This is a genomic window from Nocardioides sp. Arc9.136 (assembly GCF_030506255.1).
Lineage (GTDB): Bacteria > Actinomycetota > Actinomycetes > Propionibacteriales > Nocardioidaceae > Nocardioides.
Map to the genome: position 1 here is coordinate 2,351,913 of NZ_CP113431.1, position 16,782 is coordinate 2,368,694.

15 protein-coding genes are annotated in these 16,782 nt (G+C 69.4%); 4 read left to right on the forward strand and 11 right to left on the reverse strand.

Annotated features, from left to right (window positions below):
* The first annotated feature begins 5 nt into the window (after positions 1 to 5).
* On the forward strand, positions 6 to 410 hold the full coding sequence (locus OSR43_RS11460) for a four-helix bundle copper-binding protein (RefSeq protein ID WP_302266686.1): 405 nt from the start codon (positions 6 to 8) through the stop codon (positions 408 to 410).
* A 518-nt stretch (positions 411 to 928) separates the two neighbouring features.
* Here OSR43_RS11460 and OSR43_RS11465 read toward each other — a convergent pair.
* The 9 genes from OSR43_RS11465 to OSR43_RS11505 form a co-directional block, all read right to left on the reverse strand.
* On the reverse strand, positions 929 to 2,467 hold the full coding sequence (locus tag OSR43_RS11465) for an ATP-binding protein (protein WP_302266687.1): 1,539 nt from the start codon (positions 2,465 to 2,467) through the stop codon (positions 929 to 931).
* The gene (locus tag OSR43_RS11470; protein ID WP_302266688.1) at positions 2,467 to 3,972 is read right to left on the reverse strand and encodes an SCO6880 family protein; all 1,506 of its coding nucleotides are present in this window, start codon (positions 3,970 to 3,972) and stop codon (positions 2,467 to 2,469) included. The genes OSR43_RS11465 and OSR43_RS11470 overlap by 1 nt, the downstream gene beginning before the upstream one ends.
* 65 nt (positions 3,973 to 4,037) lie before the next feature.
* Positions 4,038 to 6,020, reverse strand: coding sequence for a type IV secretion system protein (locus OSR43_RS11475; protein ID WP_302266689.1), 1,983 nt, complete (start codon positions 6,018 to 6,020; stop codon positions 4,038 to 4,040).
* Positions 6,017 to 6,814, reverse strand: a complete 798-nt coding sequence (locus OSR43_RS11480; RefSeq protein WP_302266690.1) for a hypothetical protein — start codon at positions 6,812 to 6,814, stop codon at positions 6,017 to 6,019. Before OSR43_RS11480 ends, OSR43_RS11475 begins: the two co-directional genes overlap by 4 nt.
* 1 nt (position 6,815) lies before the next feature.
* Entirely contained in the window at positions 6,816 to 7,715 is a 900-nt protein-coding gene (locus OSR43_RS11485; RefSeq protein ID WP_302266691.1) for a hypothetical protein, read from the reverse strand.
* On the reverse strand, positions 7,715 to 8,008 hold the full coding sequence (locus OSR43_RS11490) for a hypothetical protein (protein WP_302266692.1): 294 nt from the start codon (positions 8,006 to 8,008) through the stop codon (positions 7,715 to 7,717). Before OSR43_RS11490 ends, OSR43_RS11485 begins: the two co-directional genes overlap by 1 nt.
* A gap of 37 nt (positions 8,009 to 8,045) precedes the next feature.
* Positions 8,046 to 8,894: a hypothetical protein gene (locus OSR43_RS11495; protein ID WP_302266693.1), complete on the reverse strand. Its 849-nt coding sequence runs from the start codon at positions 8,892 to 8,894 to the stop codon at positions 8,046 to 8,048.
* Positions 8,891 to 9,121 carry a hypothetical protein gene (locus OSR43_RS11500; RefSeq protein WP_302266694.1) on the reverse strand — a complete coding sequence of 77 codons (231 nt, stop codon included), beginning with the start codon at positions 9,119 to 9,121 and terminating at the stop codon, positions 8,891 to 8,893. Before OSR43_RS11500 ends, OSR43_RS11495 begins: the two co-directional genes overlap by 4 nt.
* Before the next feature lie 49 nt (positions 9,122 to 9,170).
* Complete coding sequence (locus tag OSR43_RS11505) at positions 9,171 to 10,124, reverse strand: hypothetical protein (RefSeq protein WP_302266695.1); 954 nt, start codon at positions 10,122 to 10,124, stop codon at positions 9,171 to 9,173.
* A gap of 500 nt (positions 10,125 to 10,624) precedes the next feature.
* Here OSR43_RS11505 and OSR43_RS11510 point away from each other — a divergent pair, with 500 nt between their 5' ends.
* The 3 genes from OSR43_RS11510 to OSR43_RS11520 all read left to right on the forward strand — a co-directional run bounded on the left by OSR43_RS11510 (position 10,625) and on the right by OSR43_RS11520 (position 14,498).
* Positions 10,625 to 11,845, forward strand: coding sequence for an ABC-three component system protein (locus tag OSR43_RS11510; protein ID WP_302266696.1), 1,221 nt, complete (start codon positions 10,625 to 10,627; stop codon positions 11,843 to 11,845).
* A gap of 2 nt (positions 11,846 to 11,847) precedes the next feature.
* Positions 11,848 to 12,405, forward strand: coding sequence for a three component ABC system middle component (locus tag OSR43_RS11515; RefSeq protein ID WP_302271667.1), 558 nt, complete (start codon positions 11,848 to 11,850; stop codon positions 12,403 to 12,405).
* A gap of 116 nt (positions 12,406 to 12,521) precedes the next feature.
* Positions 12,522 to 14,498 (forward strand): DUF3732 domain-containing protein, encoded by a 1,977-nt coding sequence (locus tag OSR43_RS11520; protein ID WP_302266697.1) that lies wholly within the window; start codon positions 12,522 to 12,524, stop codon positions 14,496 to 14,498.
* A 505-nt stretch (positions 14,499 to 15,003) separates the two neighbouring features.
* Here the strand turns inward: OSR43_RS11520 and OSR43_RS11525 are convergent.
* On the reverse strand, positions 15,004 to 15,945 hold the full coding sequence (locus tag OSR43_RS11525) for a hypothetical protein (RefSeq protein ID WP_302266698.1): 942 nt from the start codon (positions 15,943 to 15,945) through the stop codon (positions 15,004 to 15,006).
* Entirely contained in the window at positions 15,927 to 16,760 is an 834-nt protein-coding gene (locus OSR43_RS11530; RefSeq protein ID WP_302266699.1) for a hypothetical protein, read from the reverse strand. The genes OSR43_RS11525 and OSR43_RS11530 overlap by 19 nt, the downstream gene beginning before the upstream one ends.
* Positions 16,761 to 16,782: the final 22 nt, after the last annotated feature.

A 16,782-nucleotide genomic window follows, 5' to 3' on the forward strand; every position in this document is an offset into this window, starting at 1 on the left:
GAACCGTGGCTCACACCAAGATGCTGGAGGCTTACCCGAAGGACTTGGGCAACATCGACAAGGAAAAGCTGGCCGAGTGCATCGCGGCCAGTTTCGAGTGCGCACAGATTTGTACCGCGTGTGCCGACGCGTGTCTGTCGGAGGACATGGTCGCCGAATTGACCAAGTGCATTCGTACTGATCTCGACTGCGCCGACATCTGCGTCGCCACCGGGAACGCGTTGTCACGCCACACCGGGTACGACGCGAATGTGGCCCGAGCGTTCCTGGAAGCCTGCGCGACCGCCTGCAAGGCATGCGGCGACGAGTGCGAAAGCCATGCCGACATGCACGAGCACTGCCGTATCTGCGCCGAAGCCTGCCGACGCTGCGAACAAGCCTGCCGCGACCTCCTCGCCAATCTGGCGTAGAGGTCGGTCCGGTGACCCTCGTGGCCATAGCTCCACGGCCGGGTGCGTTCGTTCCAAGCCGGCACAAGGGGTCGACCCGTAGGTCAGCGTGGGTCAGGCAGTCCAAACTACGACATACAGCACTGTCTCACCGAGAACCGGAATCATGATCGACGACGCGGGCCCCGGCTGACCGGGCCCGCGTCGCGGCCTCCGCCGCACACTTGGCCGGTCACTGTGCAGTGCAAGCGCGCCCAACATGCTCGCGGTCGCGGCGCGGCATCTGGGTTCCGCTCTACGACGTACTCGCGGGGACGCCTGCCCTCGGAGGTGTGAGGGCCCCATCACCGCATAGGGAACCGCCAACGGTGAACCCGCGGGGCCGGCCCGATCGCCGCTACTCCTTCTCGGTGGCGGCTCCAGATCTGGCACACGAAATGCCACGTCCCCGGCTTCTCCGAACCTGAGTGTCCGCACACACTCGAGGACGTTGCGTATGCTCAGGTTCGTCGCAGAACCGTCAAAATTCGCGCGAACTTCTAAAGAGCGGCCTCGATGGCATCGTTGGTGTAGTAGAGCTTCTTCTCCAGCGGGTGGAGCACCGTCTGGACCTTGTAGGTGGCGTCACCGATGCACCACAGCGCCCGGCCCTTGTCCTGCATCGCCCACCCGGAGACGAGGTCCTGGGCGATCGGACCGAGCCCGAGCATCGAGTCGAGCTCGCGGGCGACACGGGGCTTCTGGGCGCCGAGGATCTTGATGTCGGCCAGCTCGAGGAGGTCCTTGGCGATCATCGCGGCCTGGGAGTCGGCGTCGCCGACCGAAAGCAGGTCGGAGGGCTTGTGGAGGTTGCAGAACTGGATGTCGCCGCCCTTGCGGGCCATACCGCGAGAGAGCCGCAGGTCGGCGTCGAAGCTCGTCACCGCGGCGGTGCCGAGACGCATCTGCTTCCAGACCTCGTCGCGCACGACGATGCGCAGGTCGCCCGGTTCGGCGATCTCCCGCAGGCCGCGGCCCCAGGAGTTCATGCACAGCAGCGCGATGCCCACGGCCTCGTCGCCCAGGCCGTCGAGCCGGGAGAGGCTGAACGACTGGATCGGGGCGCGCCAGTCGACCTCGATGTTGGTGAAGTCGTCGAAGAGGCCGGCCAGGGTGCCAGTGACCAGCTCGCCGAGCGCGTTGCGCAGCAGCCGGGTCTCGTCGAGGAACACGCGGGGGTTCGCATACTCGCAGGCCCGGACGAGCTCCTCGGTGGGGTTGCGGAGCAGGTCCCACAGCCGCGGGATGGTCGTCTCCTGCAGCACCGTGTTGCCAGCGGCGTAGCCGGTGAGGATCGCCAGCGCGTTGCGGACGACGTCCGACTCGTCGGGGCCGAAGGGCACCCGCCGCTCGTCGTCGATCTTCATGGAGCCGACCAGGCCGCGGACCAGGACCAGCCACCGCTTGAAGATGATGGTTGCGCGCCGCTGCGCCTCCTCGGCCGAGAGCTTCTCCCACCCGTCGCCGAGCGGCCCCATGGACAGCGGGTTGACCCGGGCCCAGAAGCCGGGGGCGATGACGAAGGGCTCGACACCGAGCGCGCGGCACAGCGACTCGTACTCGTCCTTGACGTCGCCGGTGACCAGGGTGCGGTAGCCGAACGGCATCATCCGGGTGCAGAACGCCTTGGTGGTGCCGGACTTGCCGCTTCCCGGCTTGGCGAACTGGAAGATGTTGGGGTTGGTCGCCGGCACGTCGTCGCGCAGCACCCACCCGAATGGGTCGCAGTAGAACGAGCCGCCGGAGAGCTGGTCGACGCCCATCTGCGCCCCGGTCGGGGGCAGGGCCGGCGCGGACACGAACGGCCAGAACACCGGCGCCTGGTCGCTGGTCATCCGCCAGGCCTGCGCCGGGGCGGAGGCGGGCGCCCAGCCGCGGCCGCGGCGCGCGGCACCGCGGCGCGGGGCGTACTTGAAGATCCGGGGCTCCTTGGCCTCCGGCGCGAGCGTGGGGATCGTGGGCAGGTCGTGGCCGAAGTCCGACAGCAGGGCGGCCATGTCGCGGCCGCTGCCACGGTTCCGGCGGGTGGTGGTGGGCATCAGGCGTCTCCGCTCCGGGTCAGGCTCATCCCGACGGGGATGGTCGAGGCGGCGAAGCCGACGTCCTGGGCGAGGTCGAGTCGCAGCGGCGCGAACCCGGCGCGACGGATCGAGGCGTCCAGGCGGCGGCCGAACTCGGTGATTCGCAGCGTCTTGGGAACCGTGACGGTGCAGACCGCGTAAGGCCGGACCAGCGCGTTGCCGCGGGCCAGCTTGGCGTCCAGGCCGCGGGCCTTGTGGGCCTCGTCCCGCTGCTTGGCACGGGTCTTGCGGCCGAGCTTCTCATTCATGCCCTCGGCCAGGTCCGCGGCCCACTCGGCGTTGCCGGACTGCCGGTCGGCCTTGGACTGGGACACGATCGGGAAGGCGACGACGAACGAGCGCCGCTCCCCCGACTCGCTGGGGGTGAGGCTCGGCGCGAGTGCGCCCATCGCGACGCCGCGGGTCGGGAGCTTGATGGTGGCGCTGATCGAGTTCCACGCGTCGTGGCTGTAGTGCCGCACCGCCGCGTCGGCGCCCGAGGGGCCAGCCAGCGCCCAAGGCACGTCGGCGTTCACGTTCGGGTCCTTCTCCCGCATGGCGAGGGCCTCGACGATGCTGGCGCGGTCGCCGGGGGCAAACCCGGTCCGGGACGCCAGGGCGAGTTCCGGTGAGGTGAGCCAGCGGACCGACGTCATGCCCATCGGGCCGCGCAGCTGGGCCTCGATCTCGGCCATGAGCAGGTAGAGCTCGCGGCATCGGCCCTCGAACCCGCCACCTGACTCCTTGGCCGACCGGGCGATCCGGGTCTCCGGGACGACGATCGTGACGAACTGCTCGGTGCGCACCGACGCCTGGGTGAGGCCCACCGCGAGGTCGCTATTGACGACCTCGGACAGCTCCGGCGCGTTGCCGCGGCGGTGCTTGGTGACCCACAACTCGCGCTCGGCACCGTCCTCGGGGACGGTGCGGATCATGAACAGGATCTCGTCGATCTTCTCGGTGCGGGCGGCGACGTCGAGCAGCCCGGCCAGCGCCTCGCCGTAGCGGCTGCGCTCCTCGGTGTCCTTCATGCCGATGCCGGGGTGGACGACCGCGGCGGTGACCGCCCAGGTCTTCGTGGCGTCGTCGTGGATCACCCCGACCCGCTGCAGCTGCGAGCCGTGCGGCGGACCGTCGTGGATCTTGATGCCCTGCAGCACCCCGGGCAGGTCGGGGGTGTCGAGGTCCTCAGCGCGACCCTGGGCGGCCTTGGCCCGGAAGGAGGTCCAGCCGAGCAGTCCGCCGACGGCGTACATGCTCGAGGCGAACACCCAGCCGGTGGCCGAGCGGCCCCGGACCGGGATGACGGTGATGCCCAGCAGGAACAGCCAGACCAGCGCGAACAGGAACGCGGAGAACCACGCTCCGCGACTGATCGCCCAGAACGCCGGCAGGCTGGCCAGCGCCAGGAACATCAGCTGGCCTCCGGAGAGGCCGAAGAACCAGCCGATGCGGTCGCGCTGGTAGTCGGCGTAGATGGTCATCGTCGGCTTCCTTCCGGGTCAGTAGGGGTCGATCGGGGTTGGGGGCAGGTGGCGGGGCGCATCGGCTACACCACCACCGGTGGGATCCCGCCGGCGGCCGCACCAGCCCCGCCGGCACCTCCGGCCGCTCCCCCGCCACCGGCGGCGGGAGTCTTGGGCGTCGCTGCGGCTCCCCCGGAACCGCTCTGGCCACCACCCGAGCCGCCGCCCGGTGCGCCACCGGTGGGCAGCGTCGGCGGAGTCGGCGGTGCCGGCGGCATGGGCGGGTTCGGCGGCGGGTCGTCGTCGCCGTTGTCCTGGGAGCCGGGGTGCGTGCCGCTGCTCTGGTCGCCGGACTGGCCACCGGACTGTCGGCCACCCATGCCGCTGAAGTCGGGGCCGTAGGTGCTCTGCCCGACACCGGCCTGGTTGGTCTCGTCCGACATCAGGGAGGTGGCCTTGGCGCCGGCGGAGTTGATCCAGCCCATGCCGGTCGACAGCGCCTGCCCGACCGGGCCGAAGCTGCCAAGCACGCCCTGGGTGGACTTGTTGAACCGGTCGCCGGTCGAGGCCTCGGCGCTCTGCTCACCCGAGGAGCGGCCGTTGCCGTCGGTGGTCGACGCGGCCGAGGAGCCGCCGCCGGCACCGCCGCCGCTGAGCAGGCCCTGGAGGCCGCCCTGGATGGCCATGCCCTGCCGGAACGACGCCCCGCTGGGGGTGCCGGGGTCGACGAAGGCCAGGAGCTTGAACAGGGCCAGCGGCGCGACGACGCTGATCAGGATCGTCATCACCGCCGGCAGGGCGGTGCCGAACGCCTTGGCGGTGTCGTCGGCGAGGTGGGCGGCGACGCCGTTAGCGAACTGCACGCCGATGCCCAGCACCATCACCATCAGCACGGGGGTGAACGCCGCGGCGTGGAACCACCGCAGGCTCTTCCAGAACCAGGAGCGGGTGAAGTCGGTGACCAGCCCGGCCGCCGAGAGCGGGCCGGTTGCGGTCAGCACAAGCAGCGACGCTGCGCGGGTCAGGTAGACCAGGAGGTGCCCGATCGCGGCTAGCCACAGGAAGATGCCGAGGAAGGCGAGGGCGGTGGCCACGCCGGCGTCGGTGATGTCGTCGATACCGAGGCCGCCCAGGGGGTCCCAGTCGGGCCAGGTCTGCACCTTGAGCAGCGAATTCATCAGCGCCTTGGTGATGGCGCCGCACGCGGCGACGATCATCACGCAGTAGCCGAACCAGCAGGCGCAGACCAAGACGAACTGGCCGGCGCCGATGAATGCCCGCGCGAGCCCCTTGCCCTCGCGCTTGAAGGCCGCGGCACCGAGCTGGATCATCGCCAAGATGACCACCAGGGCGAGCGCGAGCCAGAGGGTGAAGGCGTAGACGTCCTTGCCGGGTCCGTCGGCGCGCAGGTCGGGGGTCAAGAACAGCTCGCTGAACGTGAGCACGATGCGCAGCACGAACAGGCCGGAGTTCCAGACCGCGAGCATGGCCGCGGTCCAGGCGTCGGCCGCGGCCTTGGCGATGACGTCGCCGATGGCCTCGAACGGGTTGGGGATGTCGCCGAGGCCCGGGATGCCGCCACCGAACAGGTCGCCGACGTTCGGGAGGCCAGGGATCCCCGGCAGACCGGGGACGCCAGGCAGGCCCGGGAGCCCGGAGAGACCGCCGTCGCAGATCGCGTCGAGGATGCCGCAGCCGTCCGGGAGCAGCCCGGCGGCCCCGTCGAGGACGTCCCCGGCGCCATTGATCAGATTGCCGGCGCCGTCCTTGACCTCGCCGGCTGCGTCTTTGGCGCAATCGATCGGGTCCTTGGCGCAGTCGACGGCGTCACCGCCGAGGTCGCACAGCGCGTCGGGGCCGGGGCAGCCCATCTTGACGTTGCGGGCCGGCAGCTGGTCGCCGGTCTCGACCGTGGCGACGTACGCCGTGGCGGCCGGCGGCTCGGCCGCGGCCGCGGCGGGCGGCTGGATGGCCATGGCCGCCCCGAGGAGCGTGGTGAGGACCAGGACCGCCAGGGCGCCGATGCCCAGCCGGGTCACCCGGTGGAAGAGGTTGCCGGCGGTCACTGGGAGGCTCCGTTGATCGGGATCCAGCCGGCCTGCTTGTACTCCGGGGTGCCGGGCGCGACCGCCTTGGGCTGGCCGGTGGAGACCAGGTGCTCGATGTCCTCATCGCTGCCCTGGACCAGGCGCCAGTCGCTCACGCCGTCGACCTCGATCCACCGCATCAGCTGGGTGCCGGCGTAGAGGCCGTCGCTGACCTTGCCGTTGGCGGTGGTGAGGGTGACGTAGCTGAGCAGGTTCACCGCGTGGTAGCCGGTGTCGAGCTCCTCGAGGGTGTAGGCGATCGGCGTCACGGCGTACGACGCGGGCGGGGGGACGTCACCCTCCTTCGGGACGCCGGCCTGCTGACGGCGCAGTGCGACGGCGTCGCGGGCGCGCTGCTCGAAGACGGCCTTGTCCTCGGGGTTGGCGTACAGGCCGGCGACGGCGGCGGCCTGGTCGTAGTCGAACCCGACCTGCGCCTTGGCGACCTCGACCTGCAGCGCGACCGCGCCCAGGTCGGTCTGCGGGAACCGGGTCGGGTAGCCGTCGACCTGGTCGGCTCCGGTCGGGATCACCACGCCGTCGGCGGGGGCGGTCTCCGGGGCGACCTGGTCGACCGAGACGTCTTGTCCCTGCTGCCCGGTCTGGCTCGAGGAGTCGCCGCTGGTCTTGCCGGTGCCGCCGCTGTCGTCGGCCCGGCCGCGCGCTCCGAGCCAGACGGTGGTCGCCACGAGGGCGGCGATCACCACCAGGACGCCCACGCGCAGCAGGGTGGTGCGGGACTCCCCCATCGAGTCGTTCATGCGGTTGCTCATCTCAGTGCTCCCCTTCGTGGTGTCCGTGGTCGCCGTGGTCTCCGGGGTTGGTGGGTTCGGTGTGGTCGGTGGACCAGGTGCGCCAGCCGGCCTCGTGTGCCAGCTGGGTGCCGGGCCAGGTCGCGGGTGCGGGTGCCGGCGGGGCGCCGGGGGCGACCATCCAGCGGCCGCCGACCCACTGCATGCGCTCGCAGTGCGCGAAGGCGATCTGGCCTTCGGACTTGTAGGTGGCGCTGACCTTCATCAGCACGCAGACCGTGGCCCAGTCGGGGCCGTCGGTGCCCTTGACGAGCGCGGCGGCCGGCTCCAGCGACACCGAGGCGTTAGGGTCCTTGACCTCGCCCATCCCGGTGCTGGAGAGGAACGCGCGGACGCTGGCGGTGATCCACCAGTCCTCCGCCCGGGCCCCGCCGGGCAGCGCCCAGGCGTTGTAGACCTCCTCGGCGGTGCTCAGGCTCATCGACTGGAGCACCGCGAGGTCGATCTGGGCCAGCTGGCCGATCGCGCCCTCCGGGGTCTGCGGGAACCCGGTCATCACGAACGCGGGCCCGTTGGCGCCGGTCCCGGTCGGGATCTTGATCTCCGGGGCCTTGGCGCTGGTGGTCCCCGGGTGTGATGCCGGGAAGGCCGCGCCCTCGGGCACGGTCAGCATCAGCTCGGCCGCGATCTCATCGCGATGCGCGGCACCGCGGGCCACCATCGAGCGCTCGGTCTCGCCGGTGGCCACGCCAGTGTTCGCGCTGGCCTCGCCACCGACACCGGAGACCGCCAGGTAGACCGCGTACACGAGGCCGCCGAGCAGGAGCACAGCCACGGCGACGGCGGCGGCCAGGATGCCGAGCAACCGACGCCGGCTCCACTCGCTGGTGCCTTCTGCCTTCTTCGTGGCTGCGCGCCGCATCAGATACAGCCTCTGCCGAGGATCCCGTTGAGCATGCCCGGCAGCACCAGGTAGGCGATCGCGCACGCGAACACGACCACCACCGAGATCACACCCACCTTGGAGGCGTGCGGCAGGGAGAACACTCGCCCGGCGATGATCGCACCGATCGCGATGATGATGCCGAGACCGAACAGGACGATGACGCCCCACAGCACGTAGCTGGTGATCTCGTTGGTGGGCCCGACAGCACCCGGGGGCGCCTTCGGGCAGACAGCCATCACAGTGGTTGCGGTCGCGGTCATGACGTCCATGGGCGGACTTACCTTTCGGGTTGCTGACCCGGACGGGTCAGGCGCTTTCGCTGGTGTCGGTGGACAGGTGTTGGGGCTCGAGCAGCTGACGTGCTGCCGAGACCAGGGGGGCCGGGACGGGCCGGGAGTCCAGGCCGTTGACCGCGAGGTCGCGGTCCTCGGGGATCTCCACGCACCGGTCCGCGCCGAGGGCGCAACGTACGGCGGGGCCGCCGGCGTGCTCGAGGCCGCGGGGCCACTTCTTGCGGCGCGGGCCGCGGATGGCGAGGGTGATCTGCTCGGGCTGCCAGTGGCCAGCGAGGAGGTCCATGACAACACCGGCGCGGCGCATCCCGGGGACGGTGGCGGTGGTGACCAGGACGACCTGGTCGGCGGTGCGGACGGCCTCGGCGAGCCAGCAGTCGGTGGCCAGCAGCTGGCCGGCCTCCCACCCGATGTCGAGAATGGTCAGCTGGGCGTCGTGCTCGGCGTCGGTGGGCAGCGGGACCTCGTCGACGCCGGCGAGGACCTCGCTGGCGCGCTCGAGCAGGACGTGGTCGCGCTTGCCCTGCCGCCAGTCGGTCGGGTGCAGGCCGAGCTCGGCGGTGCTGGCCGCGGCGAGGCCGGAGGCGGTGACCGAGCAGCACTCGATGACTCGGACTGGGGCGGCTGCAGCGAGGCCGGTGGCCAGGGCGACGGTGCTCGCGCCGACTGAGCCTGCGGACCCGATGACGGGGATGGTGTGCTCGCCGTCGGCCGGGGTCCAGTTTGCCTCGGCGGCGGTGCCGCGGCCGCGGGGACCCTTGCCGGCGCCGGGGCCGGCGCGGAACTCGCCGGCGTTCAGTGCCTGCCAGGCGCGCTTGAGCTCGTCGACGCCGACCGGTCGGTTCGAGGTCTGGGTGCTCACTGGGCCTCCCCGATGGTGCCGCGGCGGAACTCGAGCGCGGCGCGTACCTCAGCCGGGGTCAGGGTCGCCAGCTCCGCCTTGGCGGCCTGGACTTCGTGCAGCTGGGCGACGCAGCCGGTCAGCTGATCGATGGCCTTTATCTCGCGGCCGGCGATCGCGAACAGCTCGGCGATCTGCTCCGGCGTTCGGGTCTCGCCGTCGTGGGTGTTTGTCATGGACTTCACCACCTCCAGTCGCCTATGTGTTGCGGGGCGGTGCGAGCGATCACTTCCGGGCTCATTCGGCATGGCCGAACTTCCTGGGGGCGGCCGCGGCGAGGGCGCGGACGGTGCGCGAGCCGTGGCGGCGGACGGTTGCCTCCGAGACCCCGATGCGGGGCGCGACCCGGCTGGAGACCTCGTTGCTGAGGAGGCCGCCGTAGCCGCGCGCCAGACGCCGGGTCTGGACCCGGTCTGCCTCCTCGACCAGGCACAGCAGCAGGTACCGGTCGGCGGGGCTGATGACCTCGTGGTCGCACGCCCAGGCGAGCAGCTCCAGGAGCTCCTCGGTGGCCGTGGGCTCCTCATGCTCGGGTCCAGCGTCGGCGAGGATCTCGGGGCGGTGGAACAGCGCGCCGGCGGCCCGCTCGGTGGACATCTCGGCGGAGTAGCCGGCGCCGCCGTCGGCGCTCGTCAGGTCGCCGGCCGAGAAGGACTCGACGAGGGTCGTGTTCGCCCAGGTGCGGTCGGCCCGGGAGACGTAGAAGAAGTCGCCGACCTCGCGGAGCACGCCGACGCGGGTGTTGATCAAGATGTTGGCCGCGACCTTCTGGAGCCGGCGCCACTTGAACGTGCGGACCTCGATCCACAGCTGCGAGGCCACGAGTTCGTCGACCCGCTCGACTGCTGACCAAGCGCCGGACATGATCGGCTGGCTGTCGCGGAAGACCTCGCGTGGCGGGAGGGTGCTTAGCCAGCCGGCGAGCCGGCAGGCGCCGGGCAGTAGGCACTTGGCGAGCGCGGCCGCAGCGGCGATGTCTTCGCCGCCGTCGGGGGCCGCCAGCATTGCCAGAGCGAGGAGGACCTGGTCGGAGGTTTCGTGGTCCACCGTCGGTAGGCAGGAGCGGAGGTCGTCGAAGTTGTCGACCACGCCGAGGCGCGGATCGGTGGCCACCCAGGCCGGCCACTTCTGGCGGGCCTGGTCGAGCAGTTCGCTGTTGTCGTCGAGGCCGAGCTGGTCGCCCACACTCATCGCGCTCGCTCCTTTCGTCCGTGGCTGAGCACGGCAGAAAGGTCGCGAGCGGGCGTGCCCGCATCCGTCCCCCCAAACCCCTGATTTCGAGGGGGACGCCTGCTCGACGGGGATACGGCCGTTGCGTTCGCGCAGGTCAGAGGGGGGACGCCCCCGTCCCCCCGAAACATGAAAAAGCTCCTGGCCGACCCTTGCGCCGCCTTCTCATGTCGAGATGCAGCGAGCTTCTCCAAACGAGCTTGATGGTTTTTTCAAGACTGGATCGCTCGACATTTGAGGCCGAGGTATCAGCTGGCAAGTCAAGTCGTTGGGCCACGCGCGGGCGATCTGCCCGCGTGGCCGAAGATGTCGGCATGCGCGCATGGCGTGGGACCGCGCAGGACGCCGCTGCGAACGCCGGGGAAGTCTCAGAAGCGGTCTGCAGGTCTGCAGGTAAGCGCTACGGTGGCCTCTCCATGAGGGGCAGCCTCGAGCAACAGGCCCACTGCGGAGGAGGACGCGTGAGGGACACTCACTCCGCTGCCGGCCCGGCACTGGGCTACCAGTACCAAGCCGACTACTGCCTCTACGCCCTCATTAGGGACGGTGGCCCTGGAAGGTCCATCAGCCTGGAGATGCACGACGATGTGGCCTGGGACGACAGTGGGACGCCCGCCGAGCTGCTCCAGGTGAAACACAGCGTCAACGCCGCCGGCGGACTGGGAGACGCCTCGGACCGGATCTGGCGGACTCTGAAGTCTTGGATCGACAGCGGCAATCCCGGTGACGCGGACGGGCCCACGTTCTGCCTCGTGACCACGTCGACGGCATCACAAGGCTCCGTGGCGCACATGCTGCGGGACGCGTCACGCGATGCCGCCGGGGCGGCGGCCGCTCTGCGCAAGGTGGCTGCAGAGAACAATGCCAAGGAGACGGCGGCAGCGCGAGCCGCGTTCAGCAAGCTCTCGGTCCCAACCCAGAACGCCTTCATCGCCCGCATCCGGGTCATGGACAGCGCGCCGAATGTCCTGGACATCGACCAGGTCATCCGGGGCGAGCTCTGGCGCCACCTCCCTGACGCGCCCGACAAGCAGGACGACTACATGGCACTTCTGTGGGGTTGGTGGCGCAGCCGGGCCGTCGAGATGCTGAGCCGGAGGTACTTCCCGGAGCGAGATCTCCGCGAGGTCGTCACCGCAGCGGAGCTGACAAGCGAACTGACCAGGCTGACCGTCGCGTTCAGCGAGCACGGGCTTCCCGAGTACGACGACCTCGACGTCGATGACGGGCACGAAGCGCTCCGAGGCCTCGAGCATGAGGTCTTCGTCCAGCAGCTCGGCTTCCTCGACTACCCCGTCAACACTCGCACCGTCCGTCGCGCGATCGTCGACTACCACCGCGCAGTGTCGAGCGAAGTCCGGTGGCTCGAACGCGACTTCCTACGAAGCGACGACGTCCGGCGGTACGAGCGACGCCTGTGCGAGGCGTGGGATGTCGCGTTCGGCTTCATGGTCGACGAGCTTGGCGACTCCAGCACACCGGAGCGACGCGTCGAGTCAGGGCGCAAGCTCCTCGCACAGATTCTGACGAGCGAGCCGCTGCGCATCCGCACTCAAGTCGACCAGGACTTCTATTACCGCGGCAAGCACCACATGCTGGCCCAGGAGACGACCGTCGGCTGGCATCCAGAGTTTCGAGACCGGCTCGAAGAGCTCCTGGTCGCAAAGGAGGCGACCGCGTGAGCATGGGTCCGGAGAATGGGTCGGACGCAGTCCTCCACAGCCAACCTGACGTCGACACGGTGACCACCGTCTTGCCGCCGTGGCCGGAGCGGTCTCCGGTTCCAGCGATCATGTTCAATCCCGCGCTCACCGCGGTCATCCTCGCCGCCGCCGCCAACCAATACGAGAGCGCGAGTGGGTTCCCGATGCCGTGGCCGATGAGCTTCCTAGTGCCTCCGATCGTGCTGCACGAACCGACGCGTGACGTCCTGCCCAAGACCAGCAGGACCAGCCTGCCGAAATGGGTCGCGGACCAGGTCGTCCTGACGGCGGGGTTCCCCGCGCGTGCTAAGCACCTGGCGCCGTATGTGCGTGAAGGCCTCCGGTTCGGATTGCGCGAGAACATGCTGGACCTCGTTCTCCAGGGCACGGCCATTCAATGCACCAAACTGCCGAAGACGACTACGAAGGCGCCGGGCGACTTGGCGCCCATCGTGCGCGGGGCCGGCATGCTGGGCCGCATCTTTGCTCGCACCGGTGACGCGGCGAGCGTATTCGCAGCCCTCAGGGTGCAGCCGTAACGGACGCCGAAAGGCCCGCGAGTCGCTTGGTCACAGCCACACCTTGCCACGCCGGCGCACGCGCCGAGCGCCCGGAACACCCGTCTCGGCACCATCAGTTCTGGCACGCTGTGACCGTGCAACTGGTCTCGCTGGCGCTCTACTCGCGAAACGGCGAGCGTGAAGTCATCCCGTTTCAACTGGGCAGGTTGAACGTCATCACTGGGCAGTCTAAGACCGGCAAGACGGTACTGGTGAAGCTGATCGACTACTGCCTGGGCCGGAGCGACGTACCGGCCTCTGCAGGAGGCGTGGAGCGAGCACTGGGGTGGGTCGGGGCGCTGTGGCAGTTCGCGGACGGCGGGCGCGCCTTTGTGGGTCGCCCTATCCCTGCGGGGAGCGCCGCGGAGAACACGGAGGTGATGCTGGTCATCGGAGACGGCCACCTCACTCCAGTAGACCCCGGCGCACTCGCGCCCAACACCAACACAAGAACAATGCGGCTCGAGCTCGGTTCTCGTATCGGCATCACCGAGAGCCAGATCGACCCGCCGGCCGGCGCCGTTCGAGAGCCGCTCCGCACCCATCTCGGCCATGCCGCCCTTCTGTGCGTACAGAACCAGGACGAGATCTCGAACTCGATGCGACTCTTTCACCGCTCCGGGCAACGGGGCATCGACGAGGCGCTGCGCGACACCATTCCGTACTTCCTCGGCGCGGTGCCCCCTGACCAGGCGCTGTTGAAGGCGACACTGCGCCAGGAGACGCGGCGCCTGCAGCGGCTTGAGCGAGATCTTCGCGAGGCCGACAGCGCGTCGAAGGAGATCGACGAGGATTTGCGGTCGTTGTTGACCGAGGCGGTGGAGGCGGGCCTCGCAGAGCAACCCGACCCGGGCGAGGGCCTGACCCGGCCGGAACTGATCAGTCGTCTCCATCAGGCTGCCCGGGGCCAGGTGACTGCGCCTGGCGAGTCGGTCACACGCCAGCAGGACTCACGGCGTCGCGACCAGGCGGAACTGGCGATCGCAGAGGATGAGCTCGACCAGTTGATGCAGCAGCGTTCTCTCCTTCTCGAGGAAACGGAGGGTGGCAGCGCGTACGCCGACGCTCTCGACGTCCAGCTCGGCCGATTGACCAGCCTCAACCTTCTTCCGCTTGACTCCGAACAAGAGGGGGCGGGCGCCGAGGCTTCGGAAGTCTGCCCTGTCTGTGGAAGCTCGCAGGCGAACCCCGACCCGTCTTCCGCGCAGATGCGAGCTGCTCTTGATCAGCTCAGTGACCGGCTGCGGAACGTGCGCACTGCCAGCCCGGCGAAAAGCGCCGCCCTGGACCGGCTGAATTGGCGCATCGAGGAGGCGCAGGCCCGCGTTCGCCAAGCACGCAGTGTCCTTGAGGCGAGCTTCGGTGCGGACGCGACGGTCGGACGAGCAGCCATTCGTCGGCAGGACTTCACACGCGGCCGCATCGACGCCATCCTCGCCCGGGCGCCGGAGGCAGACGACACGCACAGAGACGCGCTGCGCGAGCGCATCACGCTTGCCGAACAGGCCGTCGCGGAGCTCACGCTGCAACTCTCGGACGACACCGCGCGCGAGCGCCTCAATTCGCGTCTGCTCGCCGTCGGTCGGGACCTGACCGCCTACGCCCGGAGGCTCGAACTCGAGCACTCCGAGCAGGACGTCCGCATCGACCTGGCGCGGCTGACTGTCATCGCTGACGTCGACGACAACCCCGTCCCTCTGCACCGCATCGGCAGCGCCGAGAACTGGATCGGGTACCACATCGCGGGCCACCTCGCACTGCACCAGACCTTCATCCGCCACGAGCGGCCTGTCCCGCGCCTCCTCGTCATCGACCAGCCCTCGCAGGGCCACTACCCGTCCGAGGTCGCCAAACGGTCGGGCCGCGCCGACACCGACGTCGACGAACTCGCAGTCCGCAGGCTCTACGAACTCATGAACGAGTTCACCGAACAGAACCCCGGCCAGTTCCAAATCATCGCAGTCGACCACGCCGACATTGACCGCGACTGGTTCCAGAACGCCGTCGTCGACAACTGGCGCGGCCAAGGCAAGGCCTTGATACCCGCAGCCTGGCTGCCCGCTCAGCGGTAGCGCCCAACTCAGAGCACGGCGCGCCCACTGAGGCCCCTCGACCCATCAGGACTTCGTGAGTCCGACAGTGCGCGAGCTGGCAACGCTGGTCGCGCAAGTTGACCCAAGTACTTAACCAACCCGTCGCGACCATGCAAGTTGCGTCCAACTTCCCCACGGCGGATTCGGAAACGTTGACTGCATCTCGACATCTCATGCGGCGGTCGAGCGGCCCCGAACGGCAGTCGACGCGGCGCCGGTCCGGCGCCTGCGCAGCTTCTCCCGGCGGGGCCGCCGTGAGTTCCTGGATCGCCTGCGCTGCTCGATCGGCCGTTCTCTCCTAGGCCCCGCAGCCCCAGGTGACCCGAGACGCCTGGGCTTTCCCCTTCGCAAAGGCGGCCCGCGCAGGCCGGATACTCGCCGCCGGCCGGGGCTCGATCCGGGGCCCTTGGAACGAGAACAGGTCCCCGTCCTGCTCCGAGGACGGGGACCTGTCTCCTGTGGTCGCTGAGTGACTACCGACCACTCACTGCGTCAGCACCTGGGCCTCACCGATGCGGATCGGCAGCTCGTCGGTGGTGAGGTCGAGCTCGATGGTTCCGGACTGACCTCCGCCGGCCCACTCGACGACCCAGTGGCTCGTGGCGGTGACCTGGTAGGCCCCATCGGGCTGGTCCGTCGACATCTTCTCGTAGCGGTGCCCACACGTCGGCGAGTCCTGCTTGCCGTAGTGGTCGGCGTACGGGGTGCCCTTGCCTGTGCAGGTCACCGTGGTCCCGTCGCCCATGTTCCAGACGATGCTGGAGACGCTGGCGGTGGCACTGACCGACACCGACCCTTCGCTGGCCGACGCAGTGAGCGGACCGAACGTGTCGTCCGTCGGGCTGTCGACCCACATCCACACCGGCAGCCCGACAAGGCCGACCCGGTTCGGACCCGATTCGGGGACGATGCCGATCTGGATGGGATCCAGGTCCATCGAGGCGATCGCGCGCTGAGCGAGCACCACAGGGTCGATGGTGACTTCTTCGCCGGTCTGCACCCACGTGTACTCCCAGGACGATCCGGGCGGCGGGAAGTAGCAGACGTGCCAGGCGCCGTCTTCGTTCGTCTGGCCCGCGGGCGGCTGAAGATCCTCGCCCAGCTCACCAGCCGAAGGTCCGATCCAGCACTCGTGAAGGCTGCTCCACACCGACCCTCCGGGGCCGGTGCACGGAATCTCACTCCCGTTGTAGTTGCAGGTGGAGGAGCCGCCGGTGTCGTCCCCGTCACCGCCGTTGCCGCCGTTGCCGCCGTTGCCGCCGTTGCCGCCACCATCATCCTCGTCCTCACAGACGACCTCGCCCGTCTCCTCGTCGACGTCGCAGCCGTCAGCGTTCGCCGAGGGTGCCACTGCGACCACGACCACGAACGACGCACCGAGCATCGCCAGCAGAGCGATAATGCGCCTCAGCATGACTCCTCCCACAGGAGGTCAGATTCGGTAACCTTCCACGCGCCCTTGTCCTTGACGAGGGTGTACTTGACGGGCACTGGGTTGCGGAGAGGGTTGCCGTCAGGAGTGGTGTAGTCGGGCGTCCGCACCTTCCCCTTCACCTTCACGGTTACTCCTGAACGGTCCTCGCAGTCCGTGATCTCGATCGAGCCGCCGCGATTTCGCGGGTCCCCGAGCGTGTGGACGTAACTGCCGGTTTTCGTGACGTCGGCAATCTTCATGTCGACGACCGCTTCCTGCAGCTCAAGAAACTCTTCACCCGTCGCGACCGGGTTGAGGGCTTTGAAGTCGATCGTCCGCTTGCGGTGGGCAAGGTCGCTCACCTCGAGGTACTTCGTCAGCTGGGCCGCCGCCTTCTCCTCCGGTGTCTTCGGAGTCGGCGTGCTGGTGGGTGTCGGCGAGGGGGATTGGCTCGGGGTCTCCTGGACCGTGGGCTCGGTGTCGTCGCCGCCGCAGCCCGTGAGGGTCAGGGCGAGGGCGAGGGCTACTCCCCCGAGCGCGGAGTGGTGCTTCCTCATGTGGCGTCTCCCTCCTGTGGTGGGCGACGCCATGACTGACCGCTGGCTGACGTCGTTAGCAATGTGCTCGAGGTGTTCTTCGGCTGCGTCGACGAGCTCGGCCGGCAAGCCGTTGTCGGCGGGGGCGATGGACTTCTTGTCGGCGTTGTAGAGCGCGCGGATGGTGTTGCGCACGAACACGGCCCGCGCGACGCGGCGGGCGTCGAGGTCGGGGCGGTCGCCGCCGGCCGCGACGTATCGGCCTGTGAGTTCCTGGTCGAACGTTGTCATGTGCTGGTGCTCCCTTCCCGAG

Bases quoted from the DNA above. Each gene is read 5' to 3' on its own strand.
- OSR43_RS11470 (WP_302266688.1), bottom strand. From the start codon at position 3,972: ATGACCATCTACGCCGACTACCAGCGCGACCGCATCGGCTGGTTCTTC.
- OSR43_RS11505 (WP_302266695.1), bottom strand. From the start codon at position 10,124: ATGAGTGTGGGCGACCAGCTCGGCCTCGACGACAACAGCGAACTGCTC.
- OSR43_RS11530 (WP_302266699.1), bottom strand. From the start codon at position 16,760: ATGACAACGTTCGACCAGGAACTCACAGGCCGATACGTCGCGGCCGGC.
- OSR43_RS11480 (WP_302266690.1), bottom strand. From the start codon at position 6,814: ATGAGCAACCGCATGAACGACTCGATGGGGGAGTCCCGCACCACCCTG.
- OSR43_RS11485 (WP_302266691.1), bottom strand. From the start codon at position 7,715: ATGCGGCGCGCAGCCACGAAGAAGGCAGAAGGCACCAGCGAGTGGAGC.
- OSR43_RS11515 (WP_302271667.1), top strand. From the start codon at position 11,848: ATGGGTCCGGAGAATGGGTCGGACGCAGTCCTCCACAGCCAACCTGAC.
- OSR43_RS11465 (WP_302266687.1), bottom strand. From the start codon at position 2,467: ATGCCCACCACCACCCGCCGGAACCGTGGCAGCGGCCGCGACATGGCC.
- OSR43_RS11490 (WP_302266692.1), bottom strand. From the start codon at position 8,008: ATGGACGTCATGACCGCGACCGCAACCACTGTGATGGCTGTCTGCCCG.